The organism is Pedobacter roseus (assembly GCF_014395225.1).
GTDB lineage: Bacteria > Bacteroidota > Bacteroidia > Sphingobacteriales > Sphingobacteriaceae > Pedobacter > Pedobacter roseus.
Map to the genome: position 1 here is coordinate 6,229,895 of NZ_CP060723.1, position 18,505 is coordinate 6,248,399.

The 18,505-nt window shown below is 37.5% G+C and carries 18 protein-coding genes; 10 read left to right on the plus strand and 8 right to left on the minus strand.

Going from position 1 to position 18,505, the window contains the following annotated elements; translation table 11 throughout:
* The first annotated feature begins 209 nt into the window (after positions 1-209).
* Positions 210-1,769 (plus strand): peroxiredoxin family protein, encoded by a 1,560-nt coding sequence (locus H9L23_RS25860; RefSeq protein WP_187592976.1) that lies wholly within the window; start codon positions 210-212, stop codon positions 1,767-1,769.
* A 62-nt stretch (positions 1,770-1,831) separates the two neighbouring features.
* On the opposite strand, the gene lipA is transcribed toward H9L23_RS25860, so the two are convergent.
* Both lipA and H9L23_RS25870 read right to left on the minus strand, forming a co-directional pair.
* Positions 1,832-2,725, minus strand: a complete 894-nt coding sequence (gene lipA / locus H9L23_RS25865; protein ID WP_025144173.1) for a lipoyl synthase — start codon at positions 2,723-2,725, stop codon at positions 1,832-1,834.
* Between the two features lie 174 nt (positions 2,726-2,899).
* Positions 2,900-3,331 carry a GNAT family N-acetyltransferase gene (locus H9L23_RS25870; RefSeq protein WP_187592977.1) on the minus strand — a complete coding sequence of 144 codons (432 nt, stop codon included), beginning with the start codon at positions 3,329-3,331 and terminating at the stop codon, positions 2,900-2,902.
* Positions 3,332-3,845: 514 nt separating this feature from the next.
* Here H9L23_RS25870 and cysS point away from each other — a divergent pair.
* The 4 genes from cysS (at position 3,846) to H9L23_RS25890 (ending at position 6,765) form a co-directional block, all read left to right on the plus strand.
* On the plus strand, positions 3,846-5,306 hold the full coding sequence (cysS, locus tag H9L23_RS25875) for a cysteine--tRNA ligase (RefSeq protein WP_187592978.1): 1,461 nt from the start codon (positions 3,846-3,848) through the stop codon (positions 5,304-5,306).
* 44 nt (positions 5,307-5,350) lie between these two features.
* Positions 5,351-6,052: an aspartate/glutamate racemase family protein gene (locus tag H9L23_RS25880; protein WP_187592979.1), complete on the plus strand. Its 702-nt coding sequence runs from the start codon at positions 5,351-5,353 to the stop codon at positions 6,050-6,052.
* 87 nt (positions 6,053-6,139) lie between these two features.
* Positions 6,140-6,484 (plus strand): hypothetical protein, encoded by a 345-nt coding sequence (locus H9L23_RS25885; protein ID WP_187592980.1) that lies wholly within the window; start codon positions 6,140-6,142, stop codon positions 6,482-6,484.
* A 92-nt stretch (positions 6,485-6,576) separates the two neighbouring features.
* Positions 6,577-6,765: a hypothetical protein gene (locus H9L23_RS25890; RefSeq protein WP_187592981.1), complete on the plus strand. Its 189-nt coding sequence runs from the start codon at positions 6,577-6,579 to the stop codon at positions 6,763-6,765.
* 53 nt (positions 6,766-6,818) lie between these two features.
* On the opposite strand, the gene H9L23_RS25895 is transcribed toward H9L23_RS25890, so the two are convergent.
* From H9L23_RS25895 to tilS, 4 genes are all read right to left on the minus strand, one after another.
* On the minus strand, positions 6,819-7,265 hold the full coding sequence (locus H9L23_RS25895) for a KTSC domain-containing protein (RefSeq protein ID WP_025144180.1): 447 nt from the start codon (positions 7,263-7,265) through the stop codon (positions 6,819-6,821).
* A 222-nt stretch (positions 7,266-7,487) separates the two neighbouring features.
* Complete coding sequence (gene bshA / locus H9L23_RS25900) at positions 7,488-8,630, minus strand: N-acetyl-alpha-D-glucosaminyl L-malate synthase BshA (protein ID WP_187592982.1); 1,143 nt, start codon at positions 8,628-8,630, stop codon at positions 7,488-7,490.
* A 117-nt stretch (positions 8,631-8,747) separates the two neighbouring features.
* A complete protein-coding gene (locus H9L23_RS25905) occupies positions 8,748-9,236 on the minus strand; it encodes a hypothetical protein (RefSeq protein WP_025144182.1) in 489 nt (162 codons plus the stop codon).
* A complete protein-coding gene (tilS, locus tag H9L23_RS25910; protein ID WP_187592983.1) occupies positions 9,237-10,568 on the minus strand; it encodes a tRNA lysidine(34) synthetase TilS in 1,332 nt (443 codons plus the stop codon). It lies immediately after the preceding gene.
* Between the two features lie 65 nt (positions 10,569-10,633).
* Between tilS and H9L23_RS25915 the strand changes: the two genes are divergently transcribed.
* Positions 10,634-13,045 (plus strand): OstA-like protein, encoded by a 2,412-nt coding sequence (locus H9L23_RS25915; RefSeq protein WP_187592984.1) that lies wholly within the window; start codon positions 10,634-10,636, stop codon positions 13,043-13,045.
* A gap of 245 nt (positions 13,046-13,290) precedes the next feature.
* Here H9L23_RS25915 and H9L23_RS25920 read toward each other — a convergent pair whose 3' ends face one another.
* Both H9L23_RS25920 and H9L23_RS25925 read right to left on the minus strand, forming a co-directional pair.
* Positions 13,291-13,872 (minus strand): non-canonical purine NTP diphosphatase, encoded by a 582-nt coding sequence (locus tag H9L23_RS25920; RefSeq protein ID WP_187592985.1) that lies wholly within the window; start codon positions 13,870-13,872, stop codon positions 13,291-13,293.
* Between the two features lie 124 nt (positions 13,873-13,996).
* The gene (locus H9L23_RS25925) at positions 13,997-14,650 is read right to left on the minus strand and encodes a hypothetical protein (RefSeq protein ID WP_187592986.1); all 654 of its coding nucleotides are present in this window, start codon (positions 14,648-14,650) and stop codon (positions 13,997-13,999) included.
* Between the two features lie 167 nt (positions 14,651-14,817).
* Here H9L23_RS25925 and H9L23_RS25930 point away from each other — a divergent pair, with 167 nt between their 5' ends.
* From H9L23_RS25930 to H9L23_RS25945, 4 genes are all read left to right on the plus strand, one after another.
* Positions 14,818-15,342 (plus strand): hypothetical protein, encoded by a 525-nt coding sequence (locus H9L23_RS25930; RefSeq protein WP_246474798.1) that lies wholly within the window; start codon positions 14,818-14,820, stop codon positions 15,340-15,342.
* A gap of 56 nt (positions 15,343-15,398) precedes the next feature.
* Positions 15,399-16,757, plus strand: a complete 1,359-nt coding sequence (locus tag H9L23_RS25935; protein ID WP_187592987.1) for a peptidylprolyl isomerase — start codon at positions 15,399-15,401, stop codon at positions 16,755-16,757.
* A gap of 5 nt (positions 16,758-16,762) precedes the next feature.
* On the plus strand, positions 16,763-17,725 hold the full coding sequence (locus H9L23_RS25940; protein WP_187592988.1) for an AAA family ATPase: 963 nt from the start codon (positions 16,763-16,765) through the stop codon (positions 17,723-17,725).
* A 149-nt stretch (positions 17,726-17,874) separates the two neighbouring features.
* Positions 17,875-18,492: an HD domain-containing protein gene (locus H9L23_RS25945; protein ID WP_223191017.1), complete on the plus strand. Its 618-nt coding sequence runs from the start codon at positions 17,875-17,877 to the stop codon at positions 18,490-18,492.
* Positions 18,493-18,505: the final 13 nt, after the last annotated feature.

Here is an 18,505-nt window from a genome sequence, read left to right on the forward strand (position 1 = left end):
CAGAACACTAAAAGCAAAAAAATGTTTTAAAAATGCATTCCGCTTAGGAGTGCGATTAATTAATTTGTTTTCCAATAAGCTTTAATGGTTTAACATTTATTTTTTTTAATCATTTATTCTGAAGTCTTAAGCTTGAAAAAGTTTAACGATTTTTAACTTCTGTTTACATCAGATTGTACTATTTTAGTTTAACTAAATATAACATCTAAATGAATACAGCGCTTAAATATGGGGTAGTTATAGTTACCCTACTTTTCGGTACACCGATTTTTGCCCAAAAAAACAGCAATCCAAAAAGCGAAGAAGATATGTTGGCCAGTTTTGGTAAACAGGGAACTTTCGTATTAAAAGGTAAAGCGAAAAATTTAAAAGATAAATTCTTTGAATTTGGCATGACCACCTATTTGCACAATAATGAAAGTTATTTTGTAGATTTTAACAAGGATGGATCATTTGAAAAATCTTTTCCAATTATCAATAGTCAGCAGTTGTATCTTTATTTAAATGATGATGCGGTAACCATTACTGTTGCCGACGGCGACACCATTTTGTTGAACTGGGATGAAAAGAATTTTGAGAAATCATTTACTTTAAAATCAAATAATGCAGGCAGAACAACAACTTTGGAAACGGAGTGGGAAATCTATAAAAACTTTAGAAAGCCTGAAACAGAGCTAAGAGATCAGTTTTATAAAGAACGTGAAACTTTGTCTGCGAAGGCAAAATTTGATCTGCTGAATAATCTATACAGTAAAAAAGTAAAGTTCATTTTGTCTAAAGATGTTGACCATGCCAATTCATCTACATCATATTTGCTTTCTAACAACTATTTTTCTTATGCATCCTGGCTTAGAGATGCTAAATTATTGGATCGCTTTTCCCTCAAGGTAGTAGAAGATAGTGCTTTTAAACTGCCAATGCTTGAAGGAAAAGTAAACGGTAAGCCTTCAAAATCTTTAAAATATGGTATTCTGGATGGTAGCGATAATTATAAAACTTCTAATGAAAGGTATCTAATAGAACTGCCAGAGTACAGGGACTTTATGTTCAATTATATCCGGTTTGCCTCTCCAGTTAACAGGTACGTGGAAGAAATCCGAAAAAGCAGCCCGACTAATTTTAGTTTTAAAGATTATTATATGGCCAAAGCAGCTTTGCGATCGACGTTTGTGGAAGACTGGTTTATCACCAACTGTCTTATGTTTGGTTTCGACTACTATCCATTTAAAGATGTTGAGGAAGTATACAATCATTATTTACCCCAGGCAAAAACGCCCTATTTTAAAAAAGTCCTGGCAGAAAAATACGATTTGGCCAAAAACTTAAAACCGGGTTTACAGGCACCTAATTTCTCATTGCCTGATGATAAAGGAAAAAGCGTTTCGCTGAGCGATTTTAAAGGTAAAGTGGTATATATCGATTTTTGGGGAGTAGGTTGTGGTCCTTGTATTTATGATATTGAGAACTATGAAGCAAAACTGCATGAGGGTTATAAGGATAAGGATGTTGTTTTTATTAATATTTGTGTGGATAGCGGAGAAAAAGCATGGAAAAATGCGATAAAAGAATACAAATTAACAGGTATAAACTTAATTGCCGAAGGCTGGACCAAAAACCCGGTTTGTAAAACCTATGGAGTTAGCGGGATCCCTCATTACGTAATTATTAATAAAGATGGCACTATGGCCAATAATAATGCACCACGCATGTATGAACTATCAGAAGCAACCGGGAAAAATGAACTTGATACGGCGCTTATAAAAAACTAAAAAGATTGTAACTCGTTTCATTGAAGCGAGTTACAATCTTTTAAATCTTTAAATAATCTGGATTATGCTATTCCCTCAATAGGGAAAAGGTGTTTTTCTGCGTGATAAGATGAGCGTACCAGCGGGCCACTTTCTACATATTTTAGGCCTTTTGCCAAACCAGCTTCTTTGTACATGGCAAAAGTATCAGGGTGGATCCAATCAACCACAGGATGGTGATTACGGGTTGGTTGTAAATATTGTCCTAAGGTTAGGATGTGAACGCCATTAGCTACTAAATCGTCCATGGCTTCGAAAATATCTTCTTCAGTTTCGCCCAAACCAAGCATAATGCCTGTTTTAGTTCTTAAACCAAATTCCGAAATTCTTTTTAAAGCTTCTAAACTTCTGTCGTACTTAGCCTGGATACGTACCTGTCTGGTTAAACGCTTAACGGTTTCCATATTGTGCGAAACCACTTCCGGGCGTTCTTCTAAAACGCGGTATAAATTATCCCACTGACCTTTAAAATCGGGGATTAAAGTTTCTAAGGTAGTGATCGGACTTTCTCTACGGATGGCCTGTAAGGTTTCAGCCCAGATAATTGAACCGCCATCTTTTAAATCATCACGGTCTACCGAAGTAATTACGCAATGTTTAACGCCCATTAACCTTACGGAATCGGCAATACGGTTAGGTTCGTCAACATCAACAGCCAAGGGCCTGCCGGTTGCAACTGCACAGAAAGAGCAGCTCCGGGTACAGATGTTACCTAAAATCATGAAAGTTGCCGTACCTGCACCCCAGCACTCACCCATATTAGGGCAATTACCGCTTTCGCAGATAGTATGCAGCTTGTGCGTGTCTACTAAACTGCGAACTTGTGCATATTCTTTACCAACGGGCAATTTTACGCGTAACCAATCAGGTTTGCGTTTAACTTCAGTTACAGCAGGTACTACCGGTAAATCAATCATGGTACAAAGTTAATGAATAGGATTGAATTGTTGCAATGCCGAAATGTTTGAGGGTTGTAATAATAGTTTGGTTAACAGGTTAATTGTTTACCCTTCGACTATGCTCAGGGGATTAACTGGGTATAAAGCCTGATTTTCACTGTGGTGTCAGATATTTCTATCTGACACTAAAAATTAATCCAGATCCATTTCAAAAGCAATCTGCCGTTTATTCTCTTTAAAACCAACCCGCGCGTAAAATTGATGACTTTCGGTGCGTTTGGTGTTGCACCTCACTTTTAGTTTTTTCACCTGATGCTGTTTTGCCCAAAGTTTTACACAATCAATTAACTGTTTCCCGATTTTTAGGTTGCGGTAAGCAGCATCGACAACTAATCCACCAATTTCTACAAAAGCATCTGATTCTACCCTTAAAGTATAAAAACCATGGATCCAGCCCACCACCGTGTTTTCAAATATGGCAACATAAGCGCAGTTTTCCATGCTGTTGTTAATCTGCCTGATCCTGAACAGTGTTTGCTCGATATTGCTTTCGTAACCCAATTGTGTGGATAGCCCGGCTACACTCTCTGCATCTTTTTCGGTTATCGCTCTAATTTCGACCATTGTTAATAGGGTTATTATGTTAAACTAAATTAGAATTAAAAAATTGTTCTAACGTCAGATGTTAACATCTGACGGAACGGATACCTTGTGCTGGCTAATTGGTATAATGTCACTAAGTTAAGCCATTGGCACAGGTGAAAATAATTTAACCACAGATAAAAAGGATGAACACAGATATAAAAATCCGTGTTTAAAAACCTTACTTAATGACATTCCCCACAGAGGCCAGCACTGGCTAACTTCGTAATTTTACGATCATAAAATCATAAAACCCTGCCACCTAAACCCTATTGAAGCGGCAGCCTGAGCCCCTTCGGCGAAGCTATAGCGGAAAGAGGGACTGCTGTTACCGATAAGCACTACTGCACCTTTCCAAATAACAATGAAGCAATCTAGCAATGAAACAATATAAAATAAGCATTCTACCCGATAGATAAATGTTAGTTAAAAATCATAAGCTAAACATTGCAACTTTAAACGTTTTAACTTTCTAACTAAATCTTACATTTGCAATATGGATATTGGCTTACAGCTTTACAATACGCTTTCACGCAAAAAAGAACTTTTTCAACCCTTAAATGCACCCAACGTTGGGATGTATGTTTGCGGCCCTACTGTTTATAGCGATGTGCACCTGGGTAATTGTCGCACATTTATTTCTTTTGATTTAATTTTCAGGTACCTTAAATATGCTGGTTATAAGGTACGGTATGTGCGTAATATTACGGATGCAGGCCATTTGGAAGGCGATAGAGATGAAGGCGATGATAAATTTGCAAAACGTGCAAAGTTAGAGCAACTGGAACCCATGGAAATTGTGCAGAAATATACTTTGGGTTTTCATGATGTATTGCGCATGTTTAATACCCAGCCGCCTAGTATCGAGCCTACCGCAACGGGCCATATTATTGAGCAAATTGAAATGATTAAGGTGATTATTGCCAATGGTTATGGTTATGAAGTAGATGGCAACGTATATTTTGATGTAGAAAAATATAGTAAGGAATATAATTATACGATTTTAACCAACCGCAACCTGGAAGACATGCTGAACAATACCCGCGAACTGGGTGGACAGGATGAGAAACGCGGAAGGTTGGATTTTGCACTTTGGATAAAAGCAAAGCCTGAAACACTGATGCAATGGCAATCGCCATGGGGTATGGGTTTTCCGGGCTGGCATATCGAATGTTCAGCCATGAGCGCCAAATATCTGGGTGCAGAGTTTGATATCCATGGGGGTGGAATGGATTTAGCGGCCACGCACCATACCAACGAAATTGCACAATCGGAAGCTTGCAGCCATAAACAGCCTGCGCGCTACTGGATGCATACCAATATGCTTACAGTAAATGGCACACGCATGTCTAAATCGGCCGGAAATGGTTTTCTTCCTCTGGAGTTGTTTACCGGAGATCACCCCTTGCTGAAGAAAGGTTATAGCCCGATGACGGTGAAGTTTTTCATGTTGCAGGCACATTACCGCAGTACTTTGGATTTCTCTAACGATGCCTTGGATGCTTCGGAAAAAGGATTCCGTCGTTTAATGTCGGCAATTGGTTTATTGGATAAATTATCGGTTTCTGAACAGAACGATTTCGATATTGATGCATTGAAAGAAAAATGCATTAATGCGATGAATGACGATTTTAACAGTCCGATTTTAGTTGCTGAGTTATTTGAAGCCGTTCGCATTATTAATACTGTTTATGATGGTAAAGGGAAAATCTCAGCAGAAGCCTTAGAAAAACTAAAACAACTGATCAACGATTTCGTATTCGATATTTTAGGTCTGAAAGATGAAGATGCCGGAGGAAATGACTTAAATGGCGTTTTAGATATGGTGATTAACTTAAGGACTGAAGCAAAAGCCAATAAAGATTATGCAACCTCAGACCGTATCCGTATCGGATTGCAGGAGTTGGGTATTCAGCTTAAAGACGGAAAAGAGGGAACAACCTGGAGCAAGGCTTAATTAGTTATGAGTCTATAGTTCAAAGTCATGAGTCGATTTAAATAATGAGAAAAATTGGTTTAGTAGGAGGCATTAGCTGGGTATCGACAATAGATTATTACCGTTTTATAAATGAGGGCGTAAATGAGCGGTTGGGTGGATTAAATTTCGCTGAATGTATTATTTACTCCCTTAATTTTGCCGATATTCAGGATCAAACCTGGGAAGGCTCGTTTGATCTTTTGCTTCATGCCTGCCAAAGTTTAAGGCGGAGTGGTGTAGAAGCCATCGTGCTCTGCGCCAATACTGCTCATCTTTTTGCTGATCAGCTTCAGGAGGAAATTGGTCTGCCGATCATCCACATCGGTACCGAAACGGCTAAAGCCATAAATGCCACCGGAATTAAAAAGGTAGGACTATTGGGTACCGTATTTACCATGGAGAAAGATTTTTACATCAAAAAACTCGAAGACCATGGATTAAACGTTTTGGTGCCAGCCCAAAAAGAAACCCGCGATTATATACAGTTTACGCTTAAAGAAGAACTGGGTAGGGGAGTGATACTGGAAGAAACCAGGGCGCAGTACCTCAAAATAATTAATGACCTGATTGCAGATGGAGCGGAAGGCATTATTTTGGGATGTACAGAAATCCCAATGCTCATCAATCAGGATGATTTTGAAATCCCGGTATTTGATACCACTAAAATTCATTGCCAGGCTATTGTAGATTATATTCTATCCTTAAAGAGGAGAATATCAATTTAAATTCAAAATAGCGCTATTTTTCTTTTGCAGCAATAATGCTACCTTTAGCAAAAGTAAATGGGCTGTAAATCAATATATTCAGGGAAAATGTACTCGAAAGGGATAACTTTATTTATCCTGTTTTGGAGTTTGCTTACTTTTTCCAACAACAGCGCAGGTTCGGTTGCTTTTCAATATAATCCATCTTTTCAAACAGAATGGGTATCTCATAAACGTAAGCATTTTACCGCCCCAACTCTAATCAGGAAGGCAATAATCAAAACTAGTGCCTCGATCGGCGAATACCTTTTACAGATTTTCACCTTTAACAGGTTACTCGCCGTAAAATTGGCCAAACTCAGCCTTACTCACCTATCCAATCCCCGCATTTCGCGCTTATTTGTTCAGGAAGCGATCTCGCAATACCCTACAGAAAAAGATCACATAAACTAACACCGGTTTTGGCCTGATATCCAAAAAGGCCATTCAATTATTGTTTTACAGATCTACTGATTATTCAATCGGGAAATCACCATTGATTTAAAATGAAATATTTCAAGAAAGCTATAAGGCTAATGGGATTGGTATTACTGATCTTTTTAGCTTCTATCGGACTTGGCAGGGGCGTTCCAATTCCTCCATCTAACAGAAAAGAAAATCACATCGAAATAAAAGTAGCCTTAAAAGATGCGGAGGAAGGCGAAAAATTAATGGTAGCTGATTTTAAGAAATAAAAAAAGTCCCGATTTTCGTCGGGACTTTTCCAAATATTATTATTTGATCAATATTATGCTGGTTCTGCTACCCTTGCAACATTACGGTAAGGGAATTCATTAAAAATGTGTCTGCGGGCAAAACGTCCCGGAGAATCGGCATTTACCAGTTTCACATAAATTGCTTTTGGCACATCGAAATATTCGTAAGCACTTCCATCAAAAAACTGGATATTTAAAACCTGTTGTTTGTATTCGAAATCCTGAATATTAGATAACGTGGTGGTTTGTGTGTAAGTTTCGATATTCTGCTCGCGTGTTTCTGGCGCAATGCTCACTAAGAAATGGTAAGCTTCGATAATTTCTTTACTTCTTGCTTCTGCATCCAATTTCTCTTCTTCCTGCTGAAATTTATCAGGGTGACAATCTTTCATCAGTGTACGGTACACCGATTTAAGCTCTTTTAACTCAGCATTTTTATCTACGTTCAAAAGCTTTCTGTAATCAACTATTTTTTTCATTTGGGCTAACCTCTTTTTTAATTTTGGTGAAACGACTTTAGAAATTTCTATCCGCCAAACCGTTTCAAGGCCGCAAAGATACGATTTATAATCATTTGATTTAGAGAAAGTTTTGTTTTTTCAAATATTAACAATTACCTAACCTAATGGTAAAATTGGGCAAAAAAAAGTTTTGCAGCATTTACACTGCAAAACTTCATATTAATAAAGGGCAATAAGCCTTTAGTATTTAACCTGTAACGAGTTTTCTATTACTTCTTTATAATAATTGATATACTCCGGAAGAATTTTTTTCAAATCAAAATCCTGAGCTCTTGTAAAAGCATTTTCTTTAAAACGGTTAAGCGTTTCATCATCCTTTAGGATTTCAATAGCATGCGCTGCCATTGCATCCACATCGCCTACATTGCTCATATAGCCACAAAATCCATCTACATTAAGCTCTGGTAAACCTCCGGCATTTGTGGTAATGATAGGAACTTTACAAGCCATGGCCTCTAATGCTGCTAAACCAAAACTTTCAGATTCTGAAGGCATCAGGAAAAGATCGGAAACCGATAAAATTTCTTCTACGGCATCTTGTTTGCCTAAAAACCGTACACTTTCGCAGATGTTGAGCGACCGGCAAAGTTGTTCGTTATAAACACGTTCTGGTCCATCGCCAACCATTAAAAGTTTTGATGGAATTACCGCCTGCACCTTTTCGAAAATTTTGATTACATCTTCAGTCCGTTTTACCTTTCTGAAGTTACTGGTGTGGATTAAAATCCGTTCGTTATTTGGGGCAATTGCTTTTTTAAAGTGATCTTTTGCCTGTAAACTAAACCTGCTAAAATCGATAAAGTTAGGGATAACTTTAATTTCTTTTGTGATTTCGAAGTGGCGATAGGTATCTTCTTTTAAATCTTCCGAAACAGTAGTTACTCCGTCGCTTTGGTTAATAGAGAAAGTTACCACTGGTTTATAGGTTGGATCTTTACCCACCAGGGTAATATCGGTACCGTGCAAAGTAGTTACCACCGGAATATGAAGGCCATAACTGGCCAGAATCTGCTTGGCCATAAAAGCGGCGGAAGCATGTGGAATGGCATAATGAACGTGCAATACATCCAGTTGCTCAAAACGGACAACATCTACCAGTTTGCTGGCCAATGCCGATTCGTAAGGCGCATAATCAAAAAGCGGATAATTCCTTACCGAAACCTCATGATAAAAAAGGTTGGCAGAAAAGAAATCGAGCCTTGCAGGCTGACTATATGTGATAAAGTGAACCTGATGACCCTCGTTAGCAAGTGCCTTACCAAGTTCTGTTGCAACTACTCCACTACCGCCAAAAGTGGGGTAGCAAACAATTCCTATCTTCATTATAAACGTATTGTTGTTATCGCAAATGTACCCGATTTTAATCTATAATGCGTGTCGGCCTATTGCAATAATAAAGACTAGATAATAAGTAGAGATTTCTTTGGTGAACTGAGGTGGTTATTTGAGGTTCCTCATTTCCTCTTTTATCACCAAAAACAGTTCATTAGGTCTTTGTGTGCCAATAAAGTATTCTAAACCATCACGATCGGTTAATACAACCGCATCTTTACCTGATGAATAGAAACGGATAGTACCTTTGGTATGAAGATTATATACCGGATTATTGAAAAAATAACGGCTGTAAGTCGCTTTGCGTACGTCAACAATACTGTTTAAATCTATTTTAACACGTTTTGTTGTCCAAAGTCCATCCAAAACCATGCTGCCATTATCTACAATAATTTTATACTGAATCAGAAATAACAGGAGCATAGAAACACCAATAATCCCGAAACCCACTACTAAGAACAGATCTTGCGTATTGTCGCGGTCGCGTTCATAAACATAGGCTGCAAAACAGAAAGCTGCCATAATCAACCGAATAAAAATGCGGACGTAATCGCGGCCAATGTATTGTTTTTCGATATAGGCGTATCTGCTTTCCACTTATTTAATTTTGAGTTCGAATATAGCAACTTTTTTTGTTGCAGTAGTTAATTTATATCGGTTATCCTGTCGCATACCTGCAATCCAAACAATTTCACCGTTTCCGTTTACTAAAATAGGGGTGGTGTTTTTCAAATGTAGCGGAACTTTCTCGTCAATAAAATAATCGCTCACCTTTTTCAGGCTACGCATGCCCAGGGGGACAAATTTATCGCCATTTTGCCAATTCCTCAATACCAATGGAAAAATCAGCTTACCGGCATTTACAAAAGCTTTATTTGCATCGGATTCGAATGTTATTTCTTCCGTAAACTTTAATGCCATTTCGTGAGCTGCAAAAATAATACTCTCGGTAGCAGGGTGGATAAACTGATTGGCCGTAACTGAAACGTTTTTCTCAACGATAACCAAATCATTTCTATTGATAATCGCCTGATGTGTTGCGCTAAAAAAATGTGTTCCACTTAGTGCTTTTAAACAATCCAAAATTTCTTGTATCACATGCTCACCAAAACCAAAAGGCTTCAATAATTCGTAAAGCAATAGTTTTTGTGGATTTAACCGTGTAATTTCTTCTAAAGGGATATAAACTCCATCGGCCCTTTTATTTAAAATTTTAGTAGCCAGTTTTTGAACCTGTACATTTAAAAAAGTCTCCAGTTCTGCAAAGCGGGAAATATTTTCGGCAAAGGTTTTTTCGAGATTACGGTTAATCTCCTGCAAATGTGGTATAACTTGTAACCTGATCTTATTGCGGGTATAGTAGGTGCTGGCATTCGAGCTATCCTCCACAAAATCGATGTTATTGGCTTTTACCAGTTCCTCAATCTGCTGCCGGTTTAAAAATAACAATGGCCTGATCAATCGATCGCGTTTAGGTAGAATGCCATGCAATCCGCTTATTCCTGTACCGCGGGTAAGGTTAATCAATACCGTTTCAACTGCATCGTTCTGATGTTGTGCCAGGGCAATGTAATCGTATTGCTCCGAAAGCCTGATTTCTTCGAACCACTGATATCGAAGATCACGTGCAGCCATCTGCGTCGAAATTTTATTTTCTGCAGCATATTTTTTGGTGTCAAAATGCGTTACATAAAAAGGTAACCCTAAATTTCTGGCCAGTAATGCAACAAAACTTTCATCGCGTTGCGCCTCATCAGCCCTTAAACTAAAGTTACAATGTGCTACACCAACATCAACGCCTATTGCTTTAAACAGATGCAACATTAATACCGAATCTTTTCCGCCACTTACGGCCAAAAGAATCCTGTTACCCTGAACAAACAGCTGTTGCTGTTCAATAAAATCCTGAAATTGCTGTACGGGTAACATCCATCAAAAATATTTAATTTTAACTGGTATTCCGAACGTTCGGAACAAAAAACTAACTTTGTAGTGTGCAAAAACTATTTGTCTTTTTATTTCTTCTAATCAGTCCGGTATTTTTATTCGGTCAGCAGCCCGCTTCGAAGATTAAGATTGTTTCTTATCAACATATCGCAGGTGATATGAAGAAAAAAGCAACTTATCTTAATTTTGTTGTTTTTCAACAGGATAATGCCACCTTAGCATGCGATAGTGCTGTTTTTTACAGCGAGCGGAACTATTTTGAAGCTTATAAAAATGTACATATTAATCAGGTTACTACTGACATCTATTCAGATCAACTGGAATACGACGGAAATAAAAAGCAGGCGCATTTAACGGGGAACGTAAAGATGATCGATCCAACATCGGTCTTAACCACTAATATTTTAGATTACAATACACTCACAAAAATAGGCACTTATACCAGTGGTGGTAAAATTGTAAATAAAGAAGTAACACTAACGAGTAAAAATGGTTATTATTTTAGTCAAAGAAACGTCGCCTATTTTAGATATGATGTTGTAGTAGTCACGCCTCAATCGGTTATCAAATCGGATACGATGAGTTACAATACACAGGATAAATGGACCTACTTTTATGGGCCAACCAATATTAAAGGAAAAGACGATAATCTTTATACCGAAAATGGCCAGTATAATACCATGACGGAGGATGCCTTTTTTGGCAAGAAAAATCTTTATACGCAGGGTACACGATCTTTAAAGGGAGATAGTTTATATTATTTTGGCAAGCAGGGAGTTGGTAAAGCGGTAAAAAACATCGTTTTTTCTGATACCAAGGATAAAATGAAAATGTTTGGTGATTTAGGCTATTATTATAAGATAGATCAGCGTACACTCGTAACCCGGAATGCATATATGGGTATTGGCACCGAAGATTCGGTAATGGTTAAGAACAAAAAAAGGCCTGATAGTTTATGGATGGGTGCCGATACTTTGGAGACACAGATGGTGCTGCAAAAAAACTTAAAACTGATCCCTAAAATTTCGATCAAAGCCGATAACCAGGTTGGTGAGGATGATGAAGACGGCGGAAAAAAAGGAAACGCCGAGCCCAAAGTAAAACCTGAAATCCAATCTACCCAAAAAGAAGACAGGAGTAAAAGGAAGGCAGACAAGAAGAAAAAAAGCAAGGGTGATGATAAAACCGAGGATTTACTGAATCTGAAAGATAAAAGTACCGATAGCTTAAAATCGAAAGTAGATTCGCTCAGCAAAGGACTTCCCAAAATTAATCCCGATAGCTTGCAGAAGGATAATGTTTTAAAAAGCAAGGCTGATTCTTTGATTAAAAATTTGCCTAAACTTAAAACAGATAGCCTGCAAAAGAAAATAACGGATAAAGCTGTAAAAGACCTTTCAAAAACGAAGATCGATAGTTTGCAAAAGAAAATTGCGGATAAAGCAGCACCGATTGTTAAAGAGGTATCAAAAGCAAAAATTGATAGTCTGCAAAAAAAGGTCTCTAAATCTGGTATTAAAGATAGTTTAACAAAAGTTATAGGAAATTTAAAGCTTAATAAAGCTAATGATACCGCCAAGTTTAACCCGGCTGATACTGTTCAAACGCGTATTATTAAGGCTTACCATGGAGTGAAAATCTTTAAAACGAATATTCAGGCCAAAACAGATAGTCTTTTTTACACCAGTGCCGATTCTACTTTACGTTGCTACAGCAACCCGATTATCTGGTCGGAAGGCTCGCAGCAGGTTGGCGATACCATTTATGTGCAGTTCAAAAACAAAAAGCTGAATAATTTACAAGCCATTAAAAATGCATTTTTGGTAAATACTCCAGCCGATTCGCTAAGGTTTAACCAAATTAAAGGCCGCTTAATGACAGGTTTCTTTTATAATGGGAAATTAAAAAACCTCTATGTTGATGGTAACGCCGAAAGTATTTATTATACCCAGGATGACAGTACCAAGGTTTATAAAGAAATGAACCAGACGCTAAGCAGCAGGATCAAGTTCATTTTTAAGAATAAAGAAAATGCAATTGAAGATATCGTGTACATCAAAGGTGTAGAAGGTGCTTTAAATCCAGAAAATACTATTGCAAAAGATCATGCTTTAAAGGGTTTTTCATGGAAGCCTAGTGAGCGGCCAAAATCGAAGAAAGATGCCATTGGTTCCTCTGGCAAACCTAAGCCCAAAGTAAAGGCAAAAACAGTGGCAGGTAAACCTGTTGTTGCAGGTGCAAAAACAGCTGTTCCGGCAGGCAAATCTTCAAGTATTGTTCCTACAGTTAAACCTAAAATTGTATCGGGAAAAGACAGTTTAAGCGTGGATAAGAAATTGCCAATTAAAAAAACTGCAGATACTGCCAACTTCGGCATTAAACCCATTTTACCCAAAAAAGATAGTGTTCAGGTGAAAAAGGATACTTTACAGGTAAAAAAGCCAGCTGGTAAAATGTAATCAATTTGGTCATCATTTCGATTGAAGCGTATTCCGGCCGTTAAGTCGGGAGAGACATTTCTAAGATAGCGCTAATCTTAAAGCTTATTGCATTATGATTGCCAATCATTTCAACGATGAATTTAGAAGGTCGGTCGTCATTTCGACTGAAGCGCAGCGAAATGGAGAAATCTTTGGACTATGTTAAAAGATTTCTCCACTACGGTCGAAATGACGACCTGTCGAAATTTATTAATCTAGTTAAACTATAAATCTGTCCCCCTCAAAAAATCAATCATCTTCTTCAAGGCAATAGCCCTGTGACTGATTTTATTCTTCTCTGCCATATCCATTTCAGCAAAGGTAATTTCATAACCATCTGGCTGAAAAATAGGGTCGTAACCGAAACCCTTCGAGCCGGATAATGCTGCTCTGATTGTCCCTTCAATTATTCCTTCAAAAATATGATTCTCGCCATTTTGCATCAGTGAGATTACTGTTTTAAATCTGGCTTTTCTATTGCTGTTTCCTTCAAGTTTCTTCAAAACCAGCTGAATGTTCTCTGTACTATCACGGCTTCCCGAATACCTTGCTGAGTAAACACCTGGTTCGTTATTTAAGGCCATTACTTCTAAGCCGCTATCATCTGCAAAACAGTCTAAATTAAAATGTTCTACCACATACGCACTCTTCAGACTTGCATTACCTTCAAAAGTGTCGGCCGTTTCAGGGATATCCACAAAACAACCAATGTCTTCCAGGTTCAGTACTTCATATTTACCTTCAAGTGCTGCGCGTATTTCTTCTGTTTTATGTTGATTATTGGTGGCAAAAACGAGTTTTTTCATTGGGGAAAATTTGAAAGGTTAAAAATTTGGAATGTCGAAAAGTTAAGGTTTCCAGATTAAGGCTATAATGCCATCCTGATACTCAATACTAATAACTTGATACTAAATACTTCACACTTCCAAGCTATTTAATTTTCTGAAGATGCCCCCAAAGTGTTTTCTTTGCTGTTAAATCACTATCCAGATGATGAAGATTTGGTGCAAAGATGATTTTGGTGTTTTCATGAATGATGATTTCGTTCTGCCAGGTCAGGTTTAATTTGAGCTCTGCAATTTCTACCCCAAAAGATAACATGATAACCGGTTTAAAAAAGCGTTGCAGTTCTATATAATCAGTTCCTCTGTAATTTGCATAGTTCAATACTGCAAAATCGGGTGTACCCAGATCAACTGCTTTTACAATTTTACGGAGCAGTTCCCTGCCTTGTTCGGTACTCACATCATGCTGTTGATCATTCACCAATATCAGCACTGATTTTTTATTTCCACCTAAAAATTTAAATGCTTTTTCGGGTAGTGGTTCGGCCACAATATGCGGAATTTCAGGTGCTTGTGGATAAATTTTTGGTGTTTGTGTAGTTTTAATTGCTGGGATTTGGATAGTTTCTGCCTTTAAAACCGTTTCTTTTTCTTCAGCAGCTGAAACATTTTCAGGGACAAAAACTCGCTCAGGATTACCCAAAAGCCGAATTTCCACACTTTCATCCTTCACCACGAAAACTTCGTCGGTAAAAAATAAACGTAAAGCGTTCGCATTGTTGGTAACCTGGTTTTCCATTCGTATTTTTGTTGGATAATAATTTCTGTTAAAATTAGTTAAATATCTTATAATAGCGTCGCTAATTGTTACTTTTATCCCTTAAAATTTATAGAGTGCTCTGTGTGAGGAAAACTTACTGCCTATTTGTTTTTAGCTTTATTTATAGCATTTCGTTTGCACAAAACGTGGCTGTTGTAAATGGTAAATCCATAAGTGTCAGGGAATTTATGTGGGCATATAAAAAGAGCCATAATGGAAGCATCAATGTTGCTTACGATACCTTACAAGCTTATTTAAACCTGTATATAAATTTTAAACTTAAAGTTTTGGATGCCCGTGATATGGGACTGGATAAAAGTGCCAGTTACCAGGAAGAAATCAAAACTTATGAGGATGCGTTGATCGCGCATAAAAAAATTGGTGGCGGTAATAAAGACCGCGATTTTTTATTGAATGAATACCGCGAAGGTGTTTTGATGTTCAATGTTTCGGAACAAAAAATCTGGAACAAAGCACAGGAAGATGAGCAGGCAATAAATGATTTTTACAATAAAAACCGTCAAAATTATAATAAACCCTTAAATGAAGTGAGGGGAGAGGTGATTGCCGATTATCAGCTAAGTTTGGAGGATAAATGGCTAAAAAGCCTCAAACAAAAATATCAGGTCAGGATTAACGATAATGAGCTTAAAAAGCTTGCTAAGCTATAACCGGAATTGATGGAGAGTGAGCATAAATATTAAATTTGCAAAATATAACAAATAGAATGAAGAAAGTTTTTTTAGTAGCAACCGCTTTAATTTGCCTGTTTTTAAACAGTTATGCGCAAAAGCATACTGTAGATAAAGTTGCTGCTGTTGTAGGAAATAATATTATCCTGCTATCAGATTTAAACCAACAATACACTCAATATCTTTACCAGGGCAACCCGGCCAATGATGATATTAAATGTAAAATTTTACAACAGACCTTAACCCAGAAACTGCTTAAACAACAGGCTGAAATCGATTCGGTAATGGTTGAAGATGGTGCAGTTGATGATGAGGTAAATAAACGTATGCGTTATAGCATGCAGCGTGCGGGTGGCCAGGAGCGTTTAGAACAGTTTTTGAACAAATCTGTGCTTCAGTATAAAGATGAAATCAGACCATCGGTAAAAGATGAATTGATTGCGCAGAAAATGCAGCAAAAAATCACAGAAAACATCAATGTTACCCCAATGGAGGTTGAAAAATATTTCAAGTCTTTAGGCGATAGCATTCCGGAGTTTAATACAGAGGTAGAAGTTGGTGAGGTAATTTTAAACCCTCAGTTAACCCGGGCCGAAAAACAAAAATTCCGTGATAAAATCGAAGCCCTTCGTTTAAGGGTTAAAGCAGGCGAAGATATGGGCGTGTTGGCAAAAACCTATTCTGAAGATCCGGGTTCTGCTGCCGATGGTGGTGATTATGGTTTTATCGACAGAAATACTATGGTTAAAGAGTTTACCGCCTGGGCTTTTAAATTAAAAGCAGGTGAAATTTCTCCGGTTTTCGAAACAGATTATGGTTTCCACTTTTTACAGGTATTAGAGCGCAGGGGCGAGCAGGTACACGTGAGGCACATTTTAATTATGCCTAAAACCACACCAGAAAGTTTAACACGTTTAAAACTGCATGCTGATAGTATTTACCATAACATTATCGGTAAAAAAATAAGCTTTGCGGCAGCTGCAAACCTTTATTCTGATAATAAAGAAACTAAATATAACGGTGGTATGATGCTTAATGCTGAAAATGTTCAGGCAAGAAGTACTTTTATTCCGGTTGATAAATTAGATCCAACGGTATTTTTGGTAATCGATAGCATGAAAATTGGCGGTATTTCTAAACCTGATTTATTTACTGCACCTGATGGAAAACAAGGTTACCGCATTTTATATTTAAAATCGAAAATACCGCCTCACAAAGCAAATCTGAAACAGGATTTTCCAAAAATCAGGGATGCTGCACAAAGTGATAAAATTAATCGTACTTTAAGCGAATGGTTTCAAAAACGTCGTGAAAGTACTTACATTAAAATCGACGACGAATTTAATACCTGTGATGAGTTAAAAATCTGGACTAAAACCACAGCCGCAAAATAACACCAATGCAGTATAAGAACGAAGTAGAAGCTGTTGATGCACTTCATCAATCTTTCAACAACATTAAAGCTGAAATAAGCAAAGTAGTAGTTGGACAGGATGACATCATAAAATCTGTTTTAATCGCCATTTTCAGTAACGGACATTGTTTGTTGGTTGGCGTACCCGGATTGGCTAAAACTTTACTTGTACAAACTGTGGCATCTGTTTTAGACCTCGATTTCAACAGGATCCAGTTTACACCAGATTTAATGCCAAGCGATATTATTGGCGCAGAGATTTTAGGAGAAGACAGGCACTTTAAATTTATAAAAGGGCCTGTTTTTTCTAATATTATCCTCGCTGATGAGATTAACCGTACCCCTCCAAAAACGCAGGCTGCTTTATTAGAAGCCATGCAGGAGAAATCGGTTACCGCCGCTGGTCAAACCCATACTTTGCCAAAACCATTCTTTGTTTTGGCTACACAAAACCCAATTGAGCAGGAAGGAACTTATCCATTGCCAGAGGCTCAGTTAGATCGTTTCATGTTCAATATTCAGTTAAACTATCCTGCTTTTGCAGATGAACTGAACATCGTTAAAAACACCACCAGTAATAAAACCATTCAACTGCAGAAAATTATCCACGCAGATGATATCCAATATTTCCAGAAACTGATCCGCGATATTCCCATTACTGACAATGTTTTGGAGTATGCCGTTAAGCTGGCTGCTAAAACCCGTCCAAATAGCGAATTCGCTACCGAGGTCGTGAATAAATACATTAGCTGGGGTGCAGGTCCACGTGCATCGCAGTTTTTAGTGCTGGGTGCTAAATGCCACGCTGCAGTAACCGGAAAATATTCTCCTGATATTGAAGATGTGAAAGCCGTAGCAGAGCCTATTTTACGTCACCGTATTGTGCGTAATTACCGCGCCGAAGCTGAAGGTTTATCGATCGAAAAAATTATTAAAGATTTATTGTAGTGCTGGTCGGGAATTGCCAATCCATTCTTATGAGTTAAGGATTTGTAATGATTAACACCTAGCTATGCTTCCAGGTACCTAACAATGATAATTTGTGAAAAGTGGATTTCATGCTGTATCTTGTATATCCATATCATTCAAAGACCATCGTGCTAAAAGAAACATTCAGTGAACTCTTAAAAAAGTATACTAACAACGAAAGTATAATAACCGAATTCTGGGAAGAGATTGAGAAAAACTACAATTATAAAAAAAGGTATTACCATACGCTTTTGCATCTTGATAATTTATTAAAACACTTATTTGAAGTAAAAGATAAAATCGAAAGTTGGGAAACTATCCTATTTACGTTGTTCTATCATGACATCATTTACAATGCCTTAAAATCAGACAATGAAGAGCAAAGTGCCAGGCTAGCAGTGAGAAGGATGAAACAGATTGCAATTCCAGACCATATCATCCATAACTGTCAAATTCAAATACTAGCTACTAAAACACACCTTTCCCATCCTGAATTAGACACTAATTATTTTATAGATGCAGATCTTTCGATATTAGGCCAAAACCCTAAAAGTTATGCAGAATATGCAAAAAATGTACGAAAAGAATATTCGGTTTATCCAGATCTTATTTATAATCCAGGGAGAAAAAAGGTTTTACAGCATTTTATAGAAATGGAAAGGATTTATAAAACCGATTATTTTTATAATCAGTTTGAAAACCAGGCAAAATCGAATTTACGGTTAGAGTTAAAACAACTCGGTTAGTCATGCCAGTTGG

Excerpts from the sequence above, each read along its gene's own strand:
- H9L23_RS25890 (WP_187592981.1), top strand. The coding sequence starts at position 6,577 with ATGAAATATTTCAAGAAAGCTATAAGGCTAATGGGATTGGTATTACTG.
- H9L23_RS25870 (WP_187592977.1), bottom strand. The coding sequence starts at position 3,331 with ATGGTCGAAATTAGAGCGATAACCGAAAAAGATGCAGAGAGTGTAGCC.
- H9L23_RS25940 (WP_187592988.1), top strand. The coding sequence starts at position 16,763 with ATGCAGTATAAGAACGAAGTAGAAGCTGTTGATGCACTTCATCAATCT.
- H9L23_RS25860 (WP_187592976.1), top strand. The coding sequence starts at position 210 with ATGAATACAGCGCTTAAATATGGGGTAGTTATAGTTACCCTACTTTTC.
- bshA (WP_187592982.1), bottom strand. The coding sequence starts at position 8,630 with ATGAAGATAGGAATTGTTTGCTACCCCACTTTTGGCGGTAGTGGAGTA.
- lipA (WP_025144173.1), bottom strand. The coding sequence starts at position 2,725 with ATGATTGATTTACCGGTAGTACCTGCTGTAACTGAAGTTAAACGCAAA.
- H9L23_RS25925 (WP_187592986.1), bottom strand. The coding sequence starts at position 14,650 with ATGGAAAACCAGGTTACCAACAATGCGAACGCTTTACGTTTATTTTTT.
- H9L23_RS25880 (WP_187592979.1), top strand. The coding sequence starts at position 5,351 with ATGAGAAAAATTGGTTTAGTAGGAGGCATTAGCTGGGTATCGACAATA.
- H9L23_RS25885 (WP_187592980.1), top strand. The coding sequence starts at position 6,140 with ATGTACTCGAAAGGGATAACTTTATTTATCCTGTTTTGGAGTTTGCTT.
- tilS (WP_187592983.1), bottom strand. The coding sequence starts at position 10,568 with ATGTTACCCGTACAGCAATTTCAGGATTTTATTGAACAGCAACAGCTG.
- H9L23_RS25920 (WP_187592985.1), bottom strand. The coding sequence starts at position 13,872 with ATGAAAAAACTCGTTTTTGCCACCAATAATCAACATAAAACAGAAGAA.
- H9L23_RS25895 (WP_025144180.1), bottom strand. The coding sequence starts at position 7,265 with ATGAAAAAAATAGTTGATTACAGAAAGCTTTTGAACGTAGATAAAAAT.
- cysS (WP_187592978.1), top strand. The coding sequence starts at position 3,846 with ATGGATATTGGCTTACAGCTTTACAATACGCTTTCACGCAAAAAAGAA.
- H9L23_RS25935 (WP_187592987.1), top strand. The coding sequence starts at position 15,399 with ATGAAGAAAGTTTTTTTAGTAGCAACCGCTTTAATTTGCCTGTTTTTA.